We start from the raw sequence: 19,834 nt of genomic DNA, 5'->3' as shown, positions 1-19,834 counted from the left end.
TCTTCCTATGCTATACTATTATTGTTTAAAAGTATCTAAATTAAGCAAGATATGGAGTAATAAAAGTGAATGAAATCGGACAAACATTAAAAAATGCGCGGGTCGATCAAGGTTTGACCCTTGATGATCTACAACAAACAACAAAAATTCAAAAGCGTTATTTGATTGCGATCGAAGAAGAAAATTTTGATGCACTTCCAGGCGATTTTTACGTTAGAGCATTTATTCGCGAATATGCTGAAACGGTAGGCCTTGATGCGGATGAGTTGTTGGCTTCGATCGATAAAGAGCTTGGGCAACATGAAGAAGAAAAAACTCAAACTAATGAGACTGTTTCACGGATGAATTTGCGTGAAAAAAATAAAGATACTGAAATGGGCAACGGACAAAAATTGCTTAATTATTTGCCGACTATTGTGATCGTTGTCGTTGTGGTAGCTATTATTGGAACTGTTTTCGGAGTTTCTTATAATAACAAGCGGCAAGCACAAAAGTCAGTTAATACTGATGTCAAAGTTTCATCTGCAGTTTCAACGTCCAAGAAACCTGTAGCTAAAAGCTCAAAATCTGCGTCAAGTAAAGCAAGTTCCCAGTCTAAGCAAGAAACAAGCCAAAAGAAAACTAAAAAAGCTAAGAAATCTAAACAAAAGATCCGTTTAACTCAAAACTCAGGCTCCAGCTTTACCTATAATATGACAAATGCTCCCAAAACCAACAAAGTTTCGTTAAAGGTTTCTGGCGGTAATGCTTGGAATGCTGTTTCAGTTAATGGTAGTCAGACTTGGCAAGGGACCTTGGCACAAGGGGAAGATCATACGGTAAATATTCCTGAAGGTGCAACTAGCGTGACTATTCAGCTAGGAAATTCAAAGGCTACTTCGATCAAGATCAATAAAAAGAAGTTCAATTTTTTGAAGGATAATGCCGATTTAACTGTCCGGACGATCACGCTCCAGCTAAATGGCACAAGTGATAGTCAAGAGAGTACCAGTTCAGTAGATCAAACTAGTTCAAGTAGTACTCAAACAACTACGGGAACACAGTCTGAACAAAATACAAGTACGACATCAAATACTAATAATGGTACTAATCAATAATAAGGAGTGGAGTATTTTATGAATCTTCCTAATAAATTAACGGTCATCCGCATTATTTTGATCCCCGTTTTTATTTTAGTTTTAGCTTTACCCCTCGATTGGGGTTCTGTGACTGCTGCTGGAACTACCATCCCGGTGACAGAATTAGTTGCTGCAATTATTTTTGCAGTCGCTTCATTAACCGACTTTGCAGATGGGCAGATCGCACGGCGCAATCATTTAGTCACGAATTTTGGTAAATTTGCTGACCCGCTTGCGGATAAAATGTTAGTGATGACTGCATTTATCTTTCTAGTTGCTTTAGACAAGGCACCGGCTTGGGTCGTAACGATCATCGTGTGTCGTGAATTAGCAGTTACTGGTTTGCGTCTGATCGTTGTCGAAAATAATGGTGAAGTAATGGCCGCCGCTATGCCCGGCAAAATTAAAACAACTTCGCAGATGTTTTCGATCATCTTCTTATTCTTGAATAATGTATTTTTCGCAAATATTCATTTTCCAATCGGTGAGATCCTCTTATATATTTGCTTATTCTTCACGATTTACTCTGGAATAGAATATTTCTACAACGCGCGCGCTGTCTTTGCTGACTCATTTGGCAATTAATTTTAAAAAATAGCAATAATTTGCTGGGACCACGACTAGAAAAATTTAAGTCGTCGGTCTTTTTTTAGTTCAACAATGGAATTTCACTCTAGTGGTATGATAGAAACTATACTAAAAAATAAATTTTAAGAAATTTTTTCACAGAAAAATGATGAAATTGCGTAATATTATATTAGGAGGTATAAGACATGCACGCAGAAGTTATTGCTGTTGGGACCGAAATGCTTTTAGGTGAGATCACTGATACAAATTCTCAAGTTATCAGTGAAGGACTGGCAGATTTAGGGATCAATGTTTATTATCACAGTTTAGTGGGTGACAATGAGGCCCGGATGACGGAAGTTGTTAAGTTAGCAGCTTCGCGGAGTGATCTTGTCGTCATTTCTGGGGGCCTTGGACCTACCGCAGATGATTTAACTAAACAGGTAGTTGCTCGCTATTTGAAGCGTGACTTGGTCGTCGATAAAGCGGCCATGCACAAAATCACGGCTTTTTTTAAAAAAAGAAAACGCGAGATGACACCAAATAACAAGATACAGGCGATGTATGTTCAAGGAGCACTTTCGCTGCCAAATGAGGTCGGGTTGGCCGTTGGTAATTATTATCAAGATCCAAATGGTGCCGATTTCTTATTATTGCCAGGTCCGCCTCATGAGATGCAGTCGATGTTTGAAAAAACGGCCAAGCCCTTGCTGGCCAAACAGTATCAAGGACAGCAAGTGTTGAACTCACGACTGCTGCGGTTTTTTGGCATTGGCGAGTCCAACTTAGTTACTAAGCTGGCCGATCTGATCGATGAACAGGCCAATCCAACGATCGCACCTTATGCCAAGGAAAATGAAGTGACCTTGCGTTTGACCGCTGCTGGGCATTCAGATGCTGAAGATGCAAGGTTGTTGGATGAATTAGAAGAAAAGATCACTGATCGTGTGGGTGAATATCTTTATGGTTATGGTGAAAACAACAGTTTGCCAGCAGTAGTCGTCAATAAACTACGGCAACGCAAATTGACCTTATCTGCATCTGAAAGTTTGACAGGCGGGAGTTTTCAAGCTGCTGTCACGGCGATCCCAGGTGCATCTGAGATCTTTCCAGGCGGCTTTGTGACTTACGCTGCTGAACAAAAAGAAAAATTACTGGGGATACCTGCTGATTTGATTGAAAAAAATGGTGTTGTCAGTCGAAAAACAGCGATCGCGATGGCTGAAAATACTCGCGATCTGCTTCAGACGGATTTTACTGTTTCATTTACTGGTGCGGCTGGTCCTGATCCGTTGGAAGGCAAACCTGCCGGGACCGTTTGGATCGGTTTAGCTGGCAAAAATATGGTAACCCAGGCAAAGCTTTATCATTTCCAGTATGATCGGCAACGGGTCCGCAACAGTGCAGTTATGACTGGTTTTGGAATGTTGAATAAGGCATTGGATAAATAATTTTTTCAAACATTCGTTCGATTTTTCTTGCGTTTTGGGTAAAACATCAGTATGATAAGTATACGGTATTAATCGAAAGTTGCTGAATTAAGCAATAAGGAGGAACTTGATGGTGGCTGATGAAAGACAAGCAGCATTAGACGCTGCATTAAAAAAGATTGAAAAAAATTTCGGTAAAGGTTCAATTATGCGGATGGGCGATAAGGCCGACACGCAGATCTCGACGATCCCAAGTGGTTCATTGGCTTTAGATGAAGCTTTGGGGGTAGGAGGTTACCCGCGGGGACGGATCGTTGAGATCTACGGTCCAGAAAGTTCTGGTAAAACAACGGTTGCTTTGCATGCTGTCGCTGAAGTACAAGCTCAAGGAGGCACTGCTGCTTATATCGATGCCGAGAACGCTTTGGATCCGGTCTATGCGAGTGCTCTTGGAGTCAACATTGATGAGCTTTTGCTTTCACAGCCCGATACTGGTGAACAGGGCTTGGAAATCGCCGATGCCTTAGTTTCTTCAGGTGCTGTAGATATAGTTGTTGTTGATTCTGTAGCGGCTTTAGTTCCACGAGCTGAAATAGAAGGTGAAATGGGTGACGCGCATGTTGGTTTGCAAGCTCGCCTAATGTCACAAGCTTTAAGGAAGCTTTCAGGTACGATCAATAAAACAAAGACGATTGCGCTTTTTATTAATCAGATCCGTGAAAAAGTTGGTGTGATGTTTGGTAATCCTGAAACAACACCAGGCGGACGAGCTTTGAAATTTTATGCTACGATCCGTTTGGAGATCAGACGTGCCGAACAGATCAAAGACGGTTCTGACATCGTCGGGAATCGCGTGCGGATCAAGGTCGTTAAAAATAAAGTTGCTCCGCCATTCAGGAAAGCCGAAGTTGACATTATGTATGGCGAAGGTATATCTAAGACCGGAGAGCTGATCGATATGGCTGTTGAAAAAGACATCGTGCATAAAAGCGGTTCGTGGTTCTCGTATGGTGAAGAACGAATCGGTCAAGGGCGTGAAAATGCCAAGAAGTATATGGCTGATCACCCTGAAATGATGAACGAAGTTACAACTAAAGTTCGTCAAGCATACGGGATCGCCGATGAAAATAGTGACAACGCTAAAGAAGCAGGGCAAAAAGATCAGTTAGATCTTGATTTAAAAAATAATGCCAAAGAAACAAAAAAAGAATCTAAAAAAGCTGCTAAAAAATAATTTTTAATAACTTTAAAGAACGGTGAAAATAATCAGTTAGGTGGGTGTCTGCTAGAAGATGAAAGTCTGATTTTGGCAGATATTTGCTCTGACTGATTTTTTAGTGGGACATGTTTTACTTGTTGTTAAGCCTTCTTTGAGAATAAGATCAAGAGATAGACCAATAATGATTGACAGCAACAGCTAACAAACATTAAAATAGTAATGTGTGCATGAACATTGAGCATCGAATTGACGTAATTGTTGAATTTTAAATAAAAAATTTAACGATGCGGAGGTGCAATTTGAATTCTATATTTATTATCCTCGTCATCGCTATTTTGGCTTTATTGATAGGTTTCGCTGGTGGTTCTTCTTATCGCAAAAAAACATATGAAAAATCACTTGATAGTGCGACACAAACGGCTGAAGGTATTGTTGCAACTGCTAAAAAAGAAGCAGAAGCACAAAAAAAAGAAACTCTTTTGGAAGCAAAAGAGGAAGGTCATAAGTATCGCAGCGAAATAGAAAATGAACTCAAGGACAGACGCTCTGAAGTTCAAAAGCAGGAAAACCGGATGCTCGCGCGGGAAGAAAATTTGGATCGTAAAGATACCAATTTGGAGAAACGTGAACATATGCTTGAACAAAAAGAAAAGCAATTGGATTCTATGCAGAGCGACCTTGATAAAAAACATCAAGAAGTCTCATCATTGGTTTCGAAACAACAAGATAAACTTGAAGAAGTTGCGGCCTTGACTAAAGATCAGGCCAAAGATTTGATTTTACAGCAGACTAAATCAAGCTTAGATCACGAAATGGCAGTGATGATCAAAGATAGCGAAGAACAGGCTAAAGTAAGTGCTGATAAAAAAGCAAAAGTGTTGATTGCAGAAGCAATCCAACGCAGTGCAGCAGATACAGTCTCGGAAACTACGGTGTCCGTGGTAAATCTCCCTAACGATGAAATGAAGGGTAGAATTATTGGTCGCGAAGGTCGAAACATTCGGACGTTAGAAACCTTAACTGGAATCGATTTGATTATTGATGACACTCCCGAAGCTGTTGTTTTAAGCGGCTTTGATCCAATCAGACGTGAAATCGCTAAGATTGCCTTAAAGAAGTTGATTCAAGATGGGCGGATACATCCGGCACGGATCGAAGAAATGGTTGAAAAGGCCACTAAAGAAATGGATGCTAAGGTCCGAGAGACCGGTGAAGAAGCAATTTTTGATTTAGGTTTGCATTCTATGCATCCAGATCTGATCAAAATCGTCGGTCGTTTGAGTTATCGAACAAGTTATGGTCAAAATGTTTTGGATCATTCGGTCGAAGTTGCAAAACTAGCTGGTGTTATGGCTAGTGAGCTGGGCGAAGATGTTACGCTTGCTAGGCGTGCTGGTTTACTGCATGATATTGGTAAGGCGGTCGACCACGAAGTCGAAGGCTCACACGTTGAGATCGGTGTGGAATTAGCGAAGAAGTATAACGAAGGTAAAACTGTTGTTAATACTATCGCTTCTCACCATGGTGACGTTGAAGTAGAGTCGACTATCGCCGTACTTGTAGCTGCTGCTGATGCAGTTTCTGCTGCTCGTCCTGGTGCACGTAGTGAGTCGTTAGAAAACTACATCCATCGTTTGGAAAAACTCGAATCGATTTCAAATAACTTTGAGGGTGTCAAAAAGAGTTATGCTATCCAAGCGGGTCGTGAAGTTCGTGTCATAGTAAAACCTGACAAGATCACTGATGCTAAGACGACGATTTTGGCTCGGGATATTAAGAACCAGATCGAAGAAGAAATGGAGTATCCAGGCCATATTAAAGTCACGGTTATTCGTGAAACACGCGCTATTGAATACGCAAAATAAAGCACTAAAAGCTGAAAGTTTACCTAACCACGGTACTTTCGGCTTTTTTAGTTCTTGTTAAGACAGTTATGATTTTCTAACTCGTTTTATTAGTTGCATTTTGAAACTCAGATAAGTCTGCTGGTCTAACTTAGATCTTACAGTGTAAAAAAACATATAATACTTAGATCCGACATTTCTGCTGCTTAAACGGCTAGATGTACTTTCGTTATTAGTATGCACATTTACTCTTAAAAATGGTAAAATTAACTTTAACTGAATTGTGAAGAATAGAAGAGGAGATAAATAATGCGGATCTTATTTATTGGCGATGTTATGGGTGAGCCTGGGCAGGATATGTTCGAAGAAACGGTACCTGTTTTAAAAAGAAGTTTACACCCCCAACTTACGATCGCTAACGGTGAAAATGCAACACGTGGGCGAGGGATCAACGAGAAAGTTTATAAAAAACTATTGAAAGCTGGGGCTGACGTGATCACCATGGGAAACCATACTTGGGATAATCAAGAGATCCAAGATTTTATTTCCTCTACCAACAAGCTAATCCGACCCGCTAATTTTTCAGCAGGACAAGTTCCGGGAGCTGGTCATACAATAGTTAACGTTAATGGAGTTAAGGTCGGTGTTTTGAACATCCAAGGACGAGTATTTATGAATCCTTCTGACGATCCATTTGCTGTGGCTGAAGACTTGATCTCAAAAATGGAAAAAGAAACTTCGGTGATCTTTGTTGATTTTCATGGTGAAGCAACCAGTGAAAAAGGGGCTTTTACTTGGAACTTTGATGGTCGTATTTCGGCGGTCATTGGTACGCATACTCATGTTCAAACTAACGATGCACGGATCTTGCCACAAGGAACAGCTTTCTTATCTGACGTTGGTTTTACTGGACCGTATGACGGGATCTTAGGAATGCGGCGGGAAAACGTGATCAGTCGTTTCAAAAATCAGATGCCAACTAGATTTGAAGTTGAAACCGATGGACAGCAGACTTTAGGCGCTGTTATGATCGATGTTGATGAAAAAACAGGACGAGCAAAAAAAATTAAAAACATTCGGGTCGATCCGGATCATCCGTATATGGACTAAAAATTAAGTGGGGGGAACTGTTGATGCCGCAAAAAACAAAAAGAACACCGATGATGGAACAGTATATGAAGGTCAAAGAGCAGTATCCAGATGCCTTCTTGTTTTATCGCCTGGGTGATTTTTATGAAATGTTTTATGATGATGCGATCAAAGGTTCTCAGATACTTGAACTAACATTAACGTCACGAAATAAAAATGCGAGCGAACCGATTCCTATGTGTGGAGTACCGCACCATGCTGCGCAAAATTACATTGATATTTTAGTTGACCAGGGCTATAAGGTCGCAATTTGCGAGCAGATGGAAGATCCTAAATTGGCTAAGGACATGGTCAAAAGGGAGGTCATTCAATTAGTGACTCCGGGGACTTTGATCGATGATAAGGCTGGGGAAGCTAAGGAAAATAATTATTTGACAGCTGTTCACGAAAGTAGCGGCAAGTTTGGTTTTGCATATACAGACCTGTCGACTGGTGAGCTGAAGACTGCTGAGTTAGACAATGTGGATGCATTGATCAATGAAATGTTGAGTCTGCGTACTAAAGAAGTTGTGATCGATAAAAGTGTGAGTGGTTCAACAATAACGGCCTTCAATAGTTTGAAAATATTGTTATCTCATCAAGATGAAATCGAAGAAAAATCCGAAGTTGCGTACTCCACGCAAGAATTGACCAACAAACTGGAAATCAATGTAGTTAGTCATCTGGTTTCTTATTTGGAAGTCACACAAAAAAGAGCCTTGGCTCATATTCAAAAGGCGATTCACTATGAACCTGCACAATATTTAAAACTAGATCATAGAGTCAAACGTAATTTAGAATTATTAGAAAATTCACGAACGCATAAAAAATCGGGAACATTATTGTGGCTGCTTGATAAGACAAAGACTGCGATGGGTGGCCGTTTGCTTAAACAGTGGATCGACCGGCCATTGTTAAACAAAGAAGGTATTTTAGAGCGACAAAATATTGTCCAAGTTTTACTGGATAACTATTTTGAAAGGTCAGGCCTCCAAGAAGAACTTTCTCAGGTCTACGATTTAGAACGTCTTGCTGGTCGAGTAGCATTTGGCAACGTTAATGGGCGAGATTTGATCCAGTTGATGACTTCTTTGCATCATGTGCCACAGATCAAATACATCCTAGAACAATTAAACAATGGTCAGCTGGACAATTTACTCAGTCAGATCGACCCAGTCGAAGAAGTTGCTGACCTGATTGAAACTGCAATAGTTGATGAACCGCCAATTTCAGTGACGGATGGTAATTTGATCCGAGAAGGATACAATTCACAATTAGATGAGTACAACGATGCATTGAACAATGGACAAAAATGGCTAGCGGAGTTGGAAGCAAAAGAACGTCAAGAAACTGGTATCCATAACTTGAAAATTGGGTATAACAAGGTTTTTGGCTACTATATTGAAGTTTCCAAGGGCAATGTTGCCAAGCTGGCTGAAGGACGTTATCAGCGCAAACAAACATTGGTGAATGCAGAACGGTTTATTACACCAGAATTGAAAGAAAAAGAAGCAATGATACTGGGGGCTCAAAGTAAGGCGGCTGATTTGGAATATCAGTTATTTATCGATATTCGCGAACAAATCAAGGATCAAATCCAACGTTTGCAGAAATTAGCTGCTGCGATTGCTAAGTTAGATGTGCTGCAAAGTTTCGCAGTCGTGAGTGAAGATGGCCATTTTGTCAGGCCAGAATTTGTGAGCAATCATCAGATCGATATCAAGCAAGGCTGGCATCCAGTTGTTCAAAAAGTCATGGGTAAGCAAAGCTACGTGCCAAACAAGATTTCAATGGCACAGGATCTGACGATCTTGCTTATTACGGGTCCTAATATGTCCGGTAAAAGTACCTATATGCGCCAGTTGGCTTTAACTGTGATCATGGCTCAACTTGGATGTTACGTGCCCGCACAAAGTGCAAAGATGCCGTTGTTCGATCAAATATTTACGCGGATCGGTGCTGCAGATGATCTGATTTCAGGTGAATCAACTTTCATGGTGGAAATGATGGAGGCCAATGAGGCTTTGAAAAACGCTACTCCTAACAGTCTCTTGTTATTTGATGAGATTGGCCGTGGGACTGCGACTTACGATGGGATGGCTTTAGCGCAAGCAATCATTGAGTATGTTCATGACAAAGTGCAGGCGAAAACTCTATTTTCCACGCATTATCATGAATTAACGGCTTTAGAAAGCGAGTTGCCTCAGCTCAAAAATATCCATGTTGGTGCTGTTGAAAAAAATGGTGAATTGGTCTTCTTACATCAGATGCAAGCTGGTCCTGCGGATCGTTCTTATGGTGTGCATGTTGCAAAACTGGCTGGTTTACCAGAAAGTTTGCTTAAAAATGCCGCTCAAATCTTGAAAAGACTTGAAAATGAAGGACAACAATTGCCCGCATCTGTAAGTAAACCGGAAGAACAACCTGCTTTGAGCAGTGAACAGAAGGAAAGTACTGCAGAAAATAACGACGTTTCCCCAGACCAGCAGCTTTCGTTATTTGGCGATTCAGAACCGGCAGTTGATCCTGTGGGGGAAAAAGTTGTTAGTGAGTTAAAAAATGCTAACCTAATGGCAATGACGCCGATGGAAGTTATGAATGCTGTGTACAAGTGGCAGGGCCGTCTAAATAAAAAGAAGTAATTTAAAAGTACGTACTTTGTTAAGTTAGGATCATATTGATACCCAAAAATTCACGAAAGGAGAGAGCTTATGGTTCAAATTCATCAACTCGACTCGATTTTAGCCGATCAAATTTCGGCCGGTGAAGTTGTTGAACGACCAGCCTCAGTTGTGAAAGAATTGGTTGAAAATTCGATCGACGCTGGAAGTTCACAAGTTGACATTGCTGTTGAAGATGCTGGCCTCAAGTCTATTCAAGTCATCGATAACGGTCAAGGGATCCCTGTTGATGAAATTGAGATGGCTTTTCGCCGTCACGCTACCAGCAAGATCTCAGACCGCCAAGATTTATTTCAAATCGTGACTTTAGGATTTCGTGGGGAAGCTTTGCCGAGCATTGTTTCAGTTTCTGACGTGACAATGGAAACAGCGATCGAAGGCAAAGCCGGCACGAAGATTCATCTTAAAGGTGGTAAAATATTAGAAAAGCAGGTTTCTGAAAGTCGACGTGGAACCAATATCATTGTCAATGATCTCTTTTTTAATACTCCAGCCAGATTAAAATATTTAAGTTCTGTGCAAACGGAATTGTCTGCGATCACAGATATTGTAAATAGACTTGCGCTTAGTCATACAGATATTGCTTTTTCTTTATTAAGCAATGGACGTGAACTGTTGCACACGCCAGGTAATGGTAATTTAAAGCAAGTGATCAGTGCGATTTACGGGATCAATGTTGCAAAACAGATGATTCATTTTGAAAAACAAAATAATGATTTTAAAGTGAGCGGATATATTTCTTTGCCAAAATTGACAAGAGCGTCTCGCAATTATGTCAGCTTTTTGCTGAATGGCAGGTACGTTAGGAACAATCAGTTGAGCAAAGCTTTAGTTCAAGGTTACGGTTCTAAGCTAATGGTCGGCAGGTATCCGTTGGCCGTAGTTTCGATCGAATCCGATCCCATTTTGGTGGATGTTAATGTGCACCCCACTAAACAAGAAGTTAAGATCAGTAAGGAACAAGAACTGTGTGAGTTATTGTCTAAAAGTGTTTATGCCAGGATCTCACAGGAAAACTTGATCCCAGACGCTTTAAAAAACATGCGCAGCCAAAAACGATCTGTGCCAAAAGATGAGCAGCTTGATTTTGGATTGAGTGAAAGTTCGTCACCTTATAATTCACAGCAGTCTACTCGACCGGACAAAAAAGAAATCTTGGATGCGTTGATGGGTGGAGCTAAAAAAGTTGAAAATGAGTCGATCGTTCAAGCGGATCATCAGCAAAAAAATGATGTTGAACCAGTCATGATCAACGATGTGGCTGACTTGAATTCTCCGGCTGTCAAACAATGGGACGAAAAGTACCAACAAAATTCACAACAAACTGTGGACGTAAAAAAAGAATCGAATTATAAAACTGAAATACAGGCTTCAAAAGATTTTACTGAAAAAGAAGTTACAGGAAAAGAACCTTTCCCAGCTTTAAACTATTTTGGACAGATGCATGGGACTTTCTTATTTGCAGAATCGAATGACGGTTTTTATATTGTCGATCAACATGCGGCCCAAGAAAGGGTCAAATACGAGTATTATCGGGAACAGATCGGTCAAGTTTCTGCCGACCAACAAAATATGTTGTTACCGATCATTTTGACATATCCTGTCAATGATGCTTTAAGGATCGAGCAAAATAAGGATAAATTAGCTGAGGTCGGAATTTATTTGGAAGATTTTGGTCAAAATACGTTTGCGATCCATCAACATCCTACTTGGTTTAAAAAAGGTCAGGAAGAATCAATAATTCGTGAAATGATCGACTATGTCTTAACTGATAATAAGTTGACTGTAGCCAAATTCAGAGAAAAGACGGCTATCATGATGAGTTGTAAGAGATCGATCAAAGCCAACCATCATTTAGACGAAAAACAAGCACGATCGCTTTTAGAGCAGTTGCGTCAGTGTGAGAACCCCTATAACTGTCCTCATGGCAGGCCAACGTTAGTTCATTTTACGACAGGGGATATGGAGCACATGTTCAAACGGATCCAAGATCCACATCAGGGACATGATTTTTTGGATTAAGGATCTGCTTATTCCATGCTTCGTATAAAAAATGTTACAGTTGATAAGTTGGATGATGTCTTGGTCATTAGAACTGGAGAAGTATTATGTATGAATATTTTATTGGTTTGATCACCAGTGTTACACCGCATTATATTGTTTTGGAAGTGAATGGGATCGGTTATCAGTTAAATGTGGCTAATCCCTTCAGCTATCGGATCGATCATGAGAAGAAACAACAATTGTTTATTTATCAAGCAGTTAGAGAAAATGATGTCAGTTTATATGGCTTTAAAGATTTTCAAGAAAAACAGCTTTTTTTAAAATTGATCAGCGTTTCAGGCATCGGTCCTAAAAGTGCTTTAGCAATTTTGGCAACTGAGGATCATGCTGGATTGGTTAATGCAATTGATTCAAATGATGAATCTTATTTGACCAAGTTTCCAAGTATTGGTAAGAAAACTGCCAAACAGATCATTTTAGACTTGAAGGATAAAATGTCTGATCTTTCGACACAAACACCAATGATGGATGATCAATTACAATTAAGTCAGGCTGACGATCCTGTTTATTTAAAGGAGAGTTTAGAAGCTATGTTGGCCTTAGGATATACTAAAGCAGAAGTTAAAAGAGTTGGCAAAAAATTACGTGATTTTGACGGCAATTCGACTGACGAATATTTGCGACAAGCGCTGAAACTCTTGATGAAAAAATAGTATAGTAAAGGAGGTCTACGATCATGGATGATGATGAACGAATAATTTCAGGTGAAAGTACTGGTTTGGACGAAGAAAAAACTGAACTTAGCCTGCGTCCGCGGACATTAAAGCAGTATATCGGTCAGGAAAAGATCAAAAAAGAAGTTGCGATCTACATCGAAGCTGCTAAAAATCGTGAAGAACCACTTGATCATGTACTGCTATATGGACCTCCGGGTTTAGGGAAAACAACATTAGCGGGTGTTATTGCGACTGAAATGGGTGTTAATTTTAAAACGACCAGTGGTCCGGCCATTGAAAAGCCAGGTGATTTAGTGGCATTATTGAATGAACTTCAACCTGGTGATATTTTGTTTATTGATGAAATTCACCGTTTACCCAAAAATGTGGAAGAAATTTTGTATTCCGCGATGGAGGATTTCTATATCGACATTGTGGTCGGTCAGGATGCAACAGCTCATCCAGTGCATTTTCCGTTACCGCCATTCACTCTGGTTGGTGCTACCACTCGAGCAGGACTTTTGTCAGCACCTTTACGTGCACGCTTTGGAATAGTGGAACATATGAATTATTACACTGAAGATGAATTAACAGCGGTCGTTTTGCGTTCTGCAGCAGTTTTCGATTCGAAGATCGATCCGCAAGGAGCACATGAGATTGCCAGACGTTCACGGGGAACGCCGCGTGTTTCTAATCGTTTGTTAAAACGGGTACGTGATTTCGCTCAAGTTGCTCATAAAGAGAGTATTGATTTAGAAATTGTTAACTATGCGTTAAAGTTACTGCAAGTCGATGAACGCGGTTTGGATGAAACTGACCGCAAGATGTTAATGACAATGATCAAGCTTTATGCTGGAGGGCCAGTTGGTTTAGCTACAATTGCTGCCAATATCGGTGAAGAGACCGATACAGTTGCTGATATGATCGAACCATACTTAATGCAGATCGGTTTTGTTAAAAGAACAGCACGTGGTCGAATGGTTACGCCGGCTGCATATTCCCATTTAGGGCTCGATTTACATGATGAAAAAAATTAATAATAAAAAAGAAGGTATTACTAGTGTCTGAAGAACATTTAACTACAGAAGATTTTGATTATGATTTACCGCAAGAGCTAATAGCTCAAACTCCACTAAAGAAACGTGATGAATCACGGATGTTGGTATTGGACCATGTTAGTGGAAAATATCAAGACGATCATTTTTATAATGTAATTGATCAATTAAATCCTGGCGATGCCTTGGTTATGAATGATTCACGAGTAATGCCTGCACGCCTTTACGGAGATAAGCCTGCTACAGGTGGTCATTTGGAAGTGCTGCTATTAAATAACACTGATGGAGATAACTGGGAAACATTGGTTAAGCCTGCTAAGAGAGCTAAGGTCGGAACAGAGATCTCATTTGGTAACGGAAAATTAACTGCAACAGTTACTAAAGAATTGGACCATGGTGGACGAATGATCGAGTTCCACTATGATGGCATCTTTATGGAAATTTTGGAGAGTTTGGGTGAAACACCGCTTCCTCCATACATTAAAGAAAAGCTTGATGACCCAGAAATGTACCAAACGGTTTATTCTAAAGAAATTGGTTCTGCTGCGGCACCAACTGCTGGCTTGCACTTTACTAAGGAATTATTGCAAAAAATCGAAGACAAGGGAGTAAAGTTGGTTTACTTGACATTGCATGTCGGTTTGGGGACCTTCCGTCCTGTCACTGAAGAAAACATCGAAGATCACAAGATGCATAGTGAATTTTATAGTTTGAGTGAAGGATCAGCACAGACATTGAATGAAGTTCGTCAAAATGGTGGTAAGATCGTTGCGACAGGAACAACGACGATCAGGACACTTGAAACTATTGGAACAAAATTCAATGGTGAGATCAAGGCTGATAGCGGTTGGACAGATATTTTCCTAAAACCTGGTTATGAATGGAAAGTAGTGCAAGCGTTTATTACTAATTTCCACTTACCAAAATCCACTTTGGTAATGTTGGTTGCATCATTTACAGGTAGAGAAAATATTTTGAATGCCTACAAGCATGCTGTAGAAGAAAAGTACCGCTTCTTTAGCTTTGGGGATTGCATGTTTATTTATTAAAAGGGCGCAGAAAAACCGATGAGACTAAAATATTAGTGAACAAATGTGATAAACTGCGGTTTTTCAGCGATTTAAAGCATTTGTTGGCTAAGCGGAAAGTCTTGGCTTTCAAAGCCTGACTAAGAACGCAGGGCAAAAGCAAGCGGGAAGAAATGAGTATATCGGACTTAAACAAGCGGCGTGTGTTTTTTGCATTGTGCTGTTTAAGTTGGATAAACAAAACTTCTTGCTTGCCGCAGCCTGATAAAGAAAAATACACAATTTCTGATTGGATACAGTTAGAAATTGCATCAGAATAGGATGGAGTTTTAATGAGTGAAGCGGCAATCAAATACCGTTTGATCAAAAAAGAAAAACATACGGGGGCTCGTTTAGGTGAGATCACAACGCCGCATGGAACGATTCAAACACCGATCTTCATGCCAGTTGGGACACAAGCGACTGTAAAGTCACTTTCACCTGAAGAATTAAAAGAAATGAACGCCCAAATTATTTTGTCCAACACTTATCATCTCTGGGAACGACCTGGAGATGACTTGGTTGCTGAAGCAGGTGGATTGCATAAGTTCATGAATTGGGATCGGCCAATTTTAACCGATTCAGGCGGATTTCAAGTTTTTTCGTTAGCAAAGTTGCGTGACATCAGTGAGGAAGGCGTTCATTTTCGTAGTAATTTGAATGGTGCTAAATTATTTTTGTCACCTGAAAAAGCGATCCATATTGAAAATAATCTTGGCGCTGATATTATGATGAGTTTCGATGAATGTCCACCATTTTTTGAATCGTATGACTATATCAAAAAGTCGGTTGAACGGACATCACGCTGGGCTGAACGCGGTCTATTGGCCCATCAAAATCCAAGCAGTCAGGGTTTGTTTGGTATCGTACAGGGTGGCGGACATAAAGAATTACGAAAACAAAGTGCCCGAGATCTAACATCAATGGATTTTGCCGGTTATTCGATCGGTGGTTTGTCCGTAGGTGAATCCAAGGCGGAGATGAATCATGTCCTGGAATTTACGACACCTTTATTGCCAGAAAATAAACCCCGGTATTTAATGGGTGTTGGTTCGCCGGATGCTTTGATCGACGGTGCACTTCGCGGAGTCGATATGTTTGATTGTGTGTTACCGACTCGAATTGCGCGCAATGGGACTTGCATGACTTCTCATGGTCGTTTGGTCGTCAAAAATGCCAAATTTGCCAGAGATTTTCGACCAATTGATGAGAACTGTCACTGTTATACTTGTCGTAATTTTACGCGAGCCTACGTACGTCATTTGTTTAAAACAGATGAAACTTTTGGATTACGTTTAACAAGTTACCATAATTTGTACTTCTTATTAGATCTAATGAAACAAGTCCGTGAAGCAATTAAAAATGATGAATTGTTAGACTTTAAAGAAGCTTTCTTTGAACAATATGGTCTTAATAAGGCAAATGCGAAAAACTTTTAATTTTTTTAGAAAGATAGGTAGTCAGAAATAGGTTTTTCTGCTAAAGTTAATAGTGTATATTAAGTTAGGAGCGAGAAATAATGTATATTCTTGGTGCAGGAGGCGGCGCAGGCGGCCTTTCGACAATTCTTGTTTTTGTGGCTTTCATCGCTTTAATGTATTTCATGATGATCCGTCCACAAAAGAAACAACAAGATAAACGCAAGCAAATGATGGATGCCTTGAAAAAAGGCGATAATGTTGTCACTATTGGTGGTTTACATGGTGTGATCGATAGTATCGACGAAGCTGATAAATCAGTAACTTTGGATTGTGATGGCGTTTATTTGGTTTTTAACCGTTCCGCTATAGGTCGTGTTGTTGATCATGCATCAACACAGCCTGTTGGACCTTCGACAGAAGAGGAAACTGAAGAAAAGCCTGATAATGCAGCTGAAGATACAGCTTCAAATGATGATGTATCTTCTACTGATGCTGAAGACAAGCAAGATTCAGATGATTCAGAGAAATAATATGAACTCGATGTAAGTTCTCTTTGGAGACTTGCGTCGAGTTTTTTTGAAAGGTCACAAAATGTCATTTTCTCTTGTAGCTTATATATCTAATAAAAACCTTTTTCTTTAGTTAACTGCCACAATTTGGTAAAATTAAAGGGAAATAGTTTATTATGAAGGGAACGAATATAATGCAGATCACACGTCACGATCAACCACTTCAAACAAGTGGAGAACCTCAAAAAGTAGGGGAAAAGATGCCCAACTTTACTGTTACAAATGCTGAAGGAAAGCAAGTACAGTTAAAAGATCTTTTGATCAAGCCGAGTCTTTTTAGCGTTGTCCCAGATATTAATACTCGTGTTTGCAGTATTTCCACTAAGAAATTTAATCAAGAAGTTGACAAGTATGATGGAGTTAATTTTTATACGGTCTCTACAAATTCTCCTGACCAGCAAAAAGACTGGTGTGCCACTGAAGATGTGAAAAATATGCAGCTTCTTTCAGATGAACAAACAGAATTTGGACAAAAAACTGGTTTGTTTGTCAGTGAAAATAATACTGACGCTCGGAGTATATGGATCGTTGATCAGCATGGGACAATCCTATACCAGGAGCTTGTTCCTGAAATGACTAATGAGCCAAATTATGCAGGAGCACTTGGTTTTTTATCTGCTCTTTAAAAAAGAAATAGTTATTTAAAAGCGTAAGTCGATGATTTACGCTTTTTTTGAACTAAAATTTAACCAGTTAAATTATAATTTGATGATAATTTTGAACATCAAACTAAAAATATTTTTTTAAAATAGGATCTTTCTCTTTATAAACATAAGTTAACAGTATATATATGTATAAGAAAATAAAAATGATAATTTGTATAAAAAAGCTTTAAATAAGGTACATAATGCCTTTGTGGATACTGAAAAGACACGTTTCTGTTAGAAAATTAGGGAATATTTTTACTATCTAAAATCTTCGATATTAATTGTCCATAAAAATTTGACACATTTTATTTACTGTAATATCATTCTTTCATCGAATATTTTGATGTTCGAAATACTTTTGAGTGAGGTGGCAAGTTTGAAAATAATGGGTGCTCAAGAAATCATGGACTTGATTCCGAATCGCTACCCGATATGTTATATCGATTATGTTGACGAATTAGAACCTGGTGAGCGGATCGTCGCAACCAAAAATGTCACGATCAATGAATCTTTTTTTAAGGGTCATTTTCCAGGAAATCCGGTCATGCCGGGAGCATTGATCATTGAAACATTAGCACAGGCTGCTTCGATATTGATTTTAAAATCACCAGAGTTTAAAGGTAAAACGGCTTATTTGGGTTCAGTTCGGAATGCTAAATTTCGTGAGATGGTTCGCCCAGGCGATGTTTTAAAACTTGAGATCAAAATGATCAAAAAACGTGCGAACGTTGGCATTGTGGAGACTTTGGCTCGAGTAGCTGATAAAATTGCATGTAGTGCTGAATTGATGTTTGTCGTTGAAGAGACGGGTCAAAAGGTTTAACACCTTGCTAAAAGTGTCATATATGTTTTGGTTACCAAATTATTTGAATGGCAAACAAAAAAGGACGGTAAGGCGATGTCTGAAAATTATCAACGGATCAGTGATTCATTGGTTAAAATTTATTCCAATATTTTGCGGATCGAAGAAAGTGAATTGCGCAAAAGCCAATTTAATAACCTTACTATTCAGGAGATGCATGCTATCAATGCAATTTCTATGTATGAGCACAAAACAGCTTCAGAGGTGGCCAAAGAATTACATTTGACGCCAGGAACATTGACATCGACCATCGATCGTTTGGCAAAAAAAGGTTACGTTGAAAGAATTCGTTCTAAAGATGATCGGCGTGTTGTTCGACTTGGCTTAACTAAGAAAGGCAGGGTCGAGTATCGGGCACACGCTGCTTTTCACCACACGCTGGTCAAGGAATTTTTAAACGGCTTCAATGATGAAGAAGTCAGCGTGATCCAGCGAGCGCTAAGAAACCTAGAACGCTTTATGGATGATCATTCTTGATTATTGGGAGAAAACATAAAATGGGAAAAATAAGGATCGTTGAAACAGCAAGCTATGTTCCATCTAAGACGGTCTCTAACGATGAATTAAGTCACCTCATGGATACATCAGATGAATGGATCTCAGCTCGCACAGGAATCAAGAGACGTCATATCAGTATTGGAGAAAATACTTCTGACCTATGTACTAAGGTTGCTCAACGTCTTTTAGACCAAAGCGGCTGGCCGGCCGAATCATTGGATATGATTATAGTAGCAACTATGTCTCCAGATTCCTACACGCCATCGACTGCAGCTATAGTTCAAGGCAACATCGCTGCTAGCAAAGCCTTTTGCTTTGATATTTCTGCAGCATGTTCCGGTTTTGTTTATGGACTTGATGTTGCCGCTCGTTTTTTGGCCGGTAAAAAGGCAATGCGTACGATGCTGATCGGTGGTGAGGTATTATCCAAAGTCATCGACTGGCAAGATCGGAGCACAGCGGTACTTTTTGGAGATGGAGCTGCGGGAGTCTTACTTGAAAATAAGCAAACGGCTGCTTCAGAAATTTTGGCTAGTGTCCTAAAAACATATGGGGCACAGCACGATAAGTTAGCAGCCGGCAAAACGATGCCGCTAAGTAAGTTCCCCCCGCAAAAAAGTACGGTACTTCATCCGTTTGAAATGGATGGTCAAGCTGTATATAAATTTGCGACCCATGCCGTACCTGAGTCGATCAATGAAGCATGCGATCAGGCAGGAATATCTATGGAAGATGTGGACTTGTTTGTTTTACATCAGGCTAATGCTCGAATTGTTAAAGCAATAGCGAAAAGAATGAAACAACCACAAGATAAGTTTCCAATCAATATTGCTGAATATGGGAATACTTCTGCTGCCAGTGAACCTATTTTATTGGATGAGTTAGTTAAAAAAGAACAGCTCAAGCGAGGACAAGTAGTTGTGCTCAGTGGTTTCGGCGGCGGTTTGACCGTAGGAACACAAGTTATTAAATTTTAATAGACAAGTAATAATACTAATTAACAAATAT

The 19,834-nt window shown here is 39.7% G+C and carries 17 protein-coding genes; all 17 read left to right on the top strand.

Features of this window, described 5'->3' with window-relative positions; genetic code table 11:
• The first annotated feature begins 65 nt into the window (after positions 1-65).
• The 17 genes from BQ5903_RS07765 to BQ5903_RS07685 all read left to right on the top strand — a co-directional run bounded on the left by BQ5903_RS07765 (position 66) and on the right by BQ5903_RS07685 (position 19,803).
• Complete coding sequence (locus tag BQ5903_RS07765) at positions 66-1,097, top strand: helix-turn-helix domain-containing protein (protein ID WP_079579289.1); 1,032 nt, start codon at positions 66-68, stop codon at positions 1,095-1,097.
• Between the two features lie 18 nt (positions 1,098-1,115).
• On the top strand, positions 1,116-1,703 hold the full coding sequence (gene pgsA, locus BQ5903_RS07760) for a CDP-diacylglycerol--glycerol-3-phosphate 3-phosphatidyltransferase (RefSeq protein ID WP_079579288.1): 588 nt from the start codon (positions 1,116-1,118) through the stop codon (positions 1,701-1,703).
• 188 nt (positions 1,704-1,891) lie between these two features.
• Positions 1,892-3,136, top strand: a complete 1,245-nt coding sequence (locus BQ5903_RS07755) for a competence/damage-inducible protein A (protein ID WP_056988046.1) — start codon at positions 1,892-1,894, stop codon at positions 3,134-3,136.
• Between the two features lie 112 nt (positions 3,137-3,248).
• The gene (recA, locus tag BQ5903_RS07750) at positions 3,249-4,349 is read left to right on the top strand and encodes a recombinase RecA (protein ID WP_079579666.1); all 1,101 of its coding nucleotides are present in this window, start codon (positions 3,249-3,251) and stop codon (positions 4,347-4,349) included.
• 284 nt (positions 4,350-4,633) lie between these two features.
• Positions 4,634-6,199 carry a ribonuclease Y gene (rny, locus tag BQ5903_RS07745; protein WP_331199988.1) on the top strand — a complete coding sequence of 522 codons (1,566 nt, stop codon included), beginning with the start codon at positions 4,634-4,636 and terminating at the stop codon, positions 6,197-6,199.
• A 288-nt stretch (positions 6,200-6,487) separates the two neighbouring features.
• Positions 6,488-7,288, top strand: coding sequence for a TIGR00282 family metallophosphoesterase (locus BQ5903_RS07740; RefSeq protein WP_079579286.1), 801 nt, complete (start codon positions 6,488-6,490; stop codon positions 7,286-7,288).
• Between the two features lie 23 nt (positions 7,289-7,311).
• Positions 7,312-9,948 carry a DNA mismatch repair protein MutS gene (gene mutS / locus BQ5903_RS07735; protein ID WP_079579285.1) on the top strand — a complete coding sequence of 879 codons (2,637 nt, stop codon included), beginning with the start codon at positions 7,312-7,314 and terminating at the stop codon, positions 9,946-9,948.
• 69 nt (positions 9,949-10,017) lie between these two features.
• On the top strand, positions 10,018-12,009 hold the full coding sequence (mutL, locus tag BQ5903_RS07730; protein WP_079579284.1) for a DNA mismatch repair endonuclease MutL: 1,992 nt from the start codon (positions 10,018-10,020) through the stop codon (positions 12,007-12,009).
• An 86-nt stretch (positions 12,010-12,095) separates the two neighbouring features.
• Positions 12,096-12,704, top strand: a complete 609-nt coding sequence (gene ruvA / locus BQ5903_RS07725; RefSeq protein ID WP_010499025.1) for a Holliday junction branch migration protein RuvA — start codon at positions 12,096-12,098, stop codon at positions 12,702-12,704.
• A 23-nt stretch (positions 12,705-12,727) separates the two neighbouring features.
• The gene (gene ruvB, locus BQ5903_RS07720; RefSeq protein WP_079579283.1) at positions 12,728-13,744 is read left to right on the top strand and encodes a Holliday junction branch migration DNA helicase RuvB; all 1,017 of its coding nucleotides are present in this window, start codon (positions 12,728-12,730) and stop codon (positions 13,742-13,744) included.
• 23 nt (positions 13,745-13,767) lie between these two features.
• Complete coding sequence (queA, locus tag BQ5903_RS07715) at positions 13,768-14,811, top strand: tRNA preQ1(34) S-adenosylmethionine ribosyltransferase-isomerase QueA (protein WP_010499030.1); 1,044 nt, start codon at positions 13,768-13,770, stop codon at positions 14,809-14,811.
• Positions 14,812-15,122: 311 nt separating this feature from the next.
• A complete protein-coding gene (gene tgt / locus BQ5903_RS07710) occupies positions 15,123-16,268 on the top strand; it encodes a tRNA guanosine(34) transglycosylase Tgt (protein WP_010499034.1) in 1,146 nt (381 codons plus the stop codon).
• Between the two features lie 80 nt (positions 16,269-16,348).
• Positions 16,349-16,780 (top strand): preprotein translocase subunit YajC, encoded by a 432-nt coding sequence (gene yajC, locus BQ5903_RS07705; RefSeq protein ID WP_010499036.1) that lies wholly within the window; start codon positions 16,349-16,351, stop codon positions 16,778-16,780.
• Positions 16,781-16,953: 173 nt separating this feature from the next.
• Entirely contained in the window at positions 16,954-17,445 is a 492-nt protein-coding gene (tpx, locus tag BQ5903_RS07700; RefSeq protein WP_079579281.1) for a thiol peroxidase, read from the top strand.
• A 397-nt stretch (positions 17,446-17,842) separates the two neighbouring features.
• Positions 17,843-18,289 carry a 3-hydroxyacyl-ACP dehydratase FabZ gene (gene fabZ / locus BQ5903_RS07695; RefSeq protein ID WP_010499047.1) on the top strand — a complete coding sequence of 149 codons (447 nt, stop codon included), beginning with the start codon at positions 17,843-17,845 and terminating at the stop codon, positions 18,287-18,289.
• A 75-nt stretch (positions 18,290-18,364) separates the two neighbouring features.
• Positions 18,365-18,805 (top strand): MarR family winged helix-turn-helix transcriptional regulator, encoded by a 441-nt coding sequence (locus BQ5903_RS07690; RefSeq protein WP_010499049.1) that lies wholly within the window; start codon positions 18,365-18,367, stop codon positions 18,803-18,805.
• Positions 18,806-18,825: 20 nt separating this feature from the next.
• Positions 18,826-19,803, top strand: coding sequence for a beta-ketoacyl-ACP synthase III (locus BQ5903_RS07685; protein ID WP_079579280.1), 978 nt, complete (start codon positions 18,826-18,828; stop codon positions 19,801-19,803).
• The last annotated feature ends 31 nt before the right edge of the window (positions 19,804-19,834 follow it).

The sequence above is a fragment of the Ligilactobacillus acidipiscis genome, assembly GCF_900116935.1.
GTDB classification, from domain to species: Bacteria; Bacillota; Bacilli; order Lactobacillales; family Lactobacillaceae; genus Ligilactobacillus; species Ligilactobacillus acidipiscis.
The sequence above is the reverse complement of the archived record's forward strand: the minus strand, read 5'-3'. Positions and strand labels throughout refer to the sequence as shown.

Excerpts from the sequence above, each read along its gene's own strand:
- pgsA (WP_079579288.1), top strand. The coding sequence starts at position 1,116 with ATGAATCTTCCTAATAAATTAACGGTCATCCGCATTATTTTGATCCCC.
- BQ5903_RS07755 (WP_056988046.1), top strand. The coding sequence starts at position 1,892 with ATGCACGCAGAAGTTATTGCTGTTGGGACCGAAATGCTTTTAGGTGAG.
- BQ5903_RS07740 (WP_079579286.1), top strand. The coding sequence starts at position 6,488 with ATGCGGATCTTATTTATTGGCGATGTTATGGGTGAGCCTGGGCAGGAT.
- mutS (WP_079579285.1), top strand. The coding sequence starts at position 7,312 with ATGCCGCAAAAAACAAAAAGAACACCGATGATGGAACAGTATATGAAG.
- mutL (WP_079579284.1), top strand. The coding sequence starts at position 10,018 with ATGGTTCAAATTCATCAACTCGACTCGATTTTAGCCGATCAAATTTCG.
- ruvA (WP_010499025.1), top strand. The coding sequence starts at position 12,096 with ATGTATGAATATTTTATTGGTTTGATCACCAGTGTTACACCGCATTAT.
- ruvB (WP_079579283.1), top strand. The coding sequence starts at position 12,728 with ATGGATGATGATGAACGAATAATTTCAGGTGAAAGTACTGGTTTGGAC.
- tgt (WP_010499034.1), top strand. The coding sequence starts at position 15,123 with ATGAGTGAAGCGGCAATCAAATACCGTTTGATCAAAAAAGAAAAACAT.
- yajC (WP_010499036.1), top strand. The coding sequence starts at position 16,349 with ATGTATATTCTTGGTGCAGGAGGCGGCGCAGGCGGCCTTTCGACAATT.
- tpx (WP_079579281.1), top strand. The coding sequence starts at position 16,954 with ATGCAGATCACACGTCACGATCAACCACTTCAAACAAGTGGAGAACCT.
- BQ5903_RS07690 (WP_010499049.1), top strand. The coding sequence starts at position 18,365 with ATGTCTGAAAATTATCAACGGATCAGTGATTCATTGGTTAAAATTTAT.
- BQ5903_RS07685 (WP_079579280.1), top strand. The coding sequence starts at position 18,826 with ATGGGAAAAATAAGGATCGTTGAAACAGCAAGCTATGTTCCATCTAAG.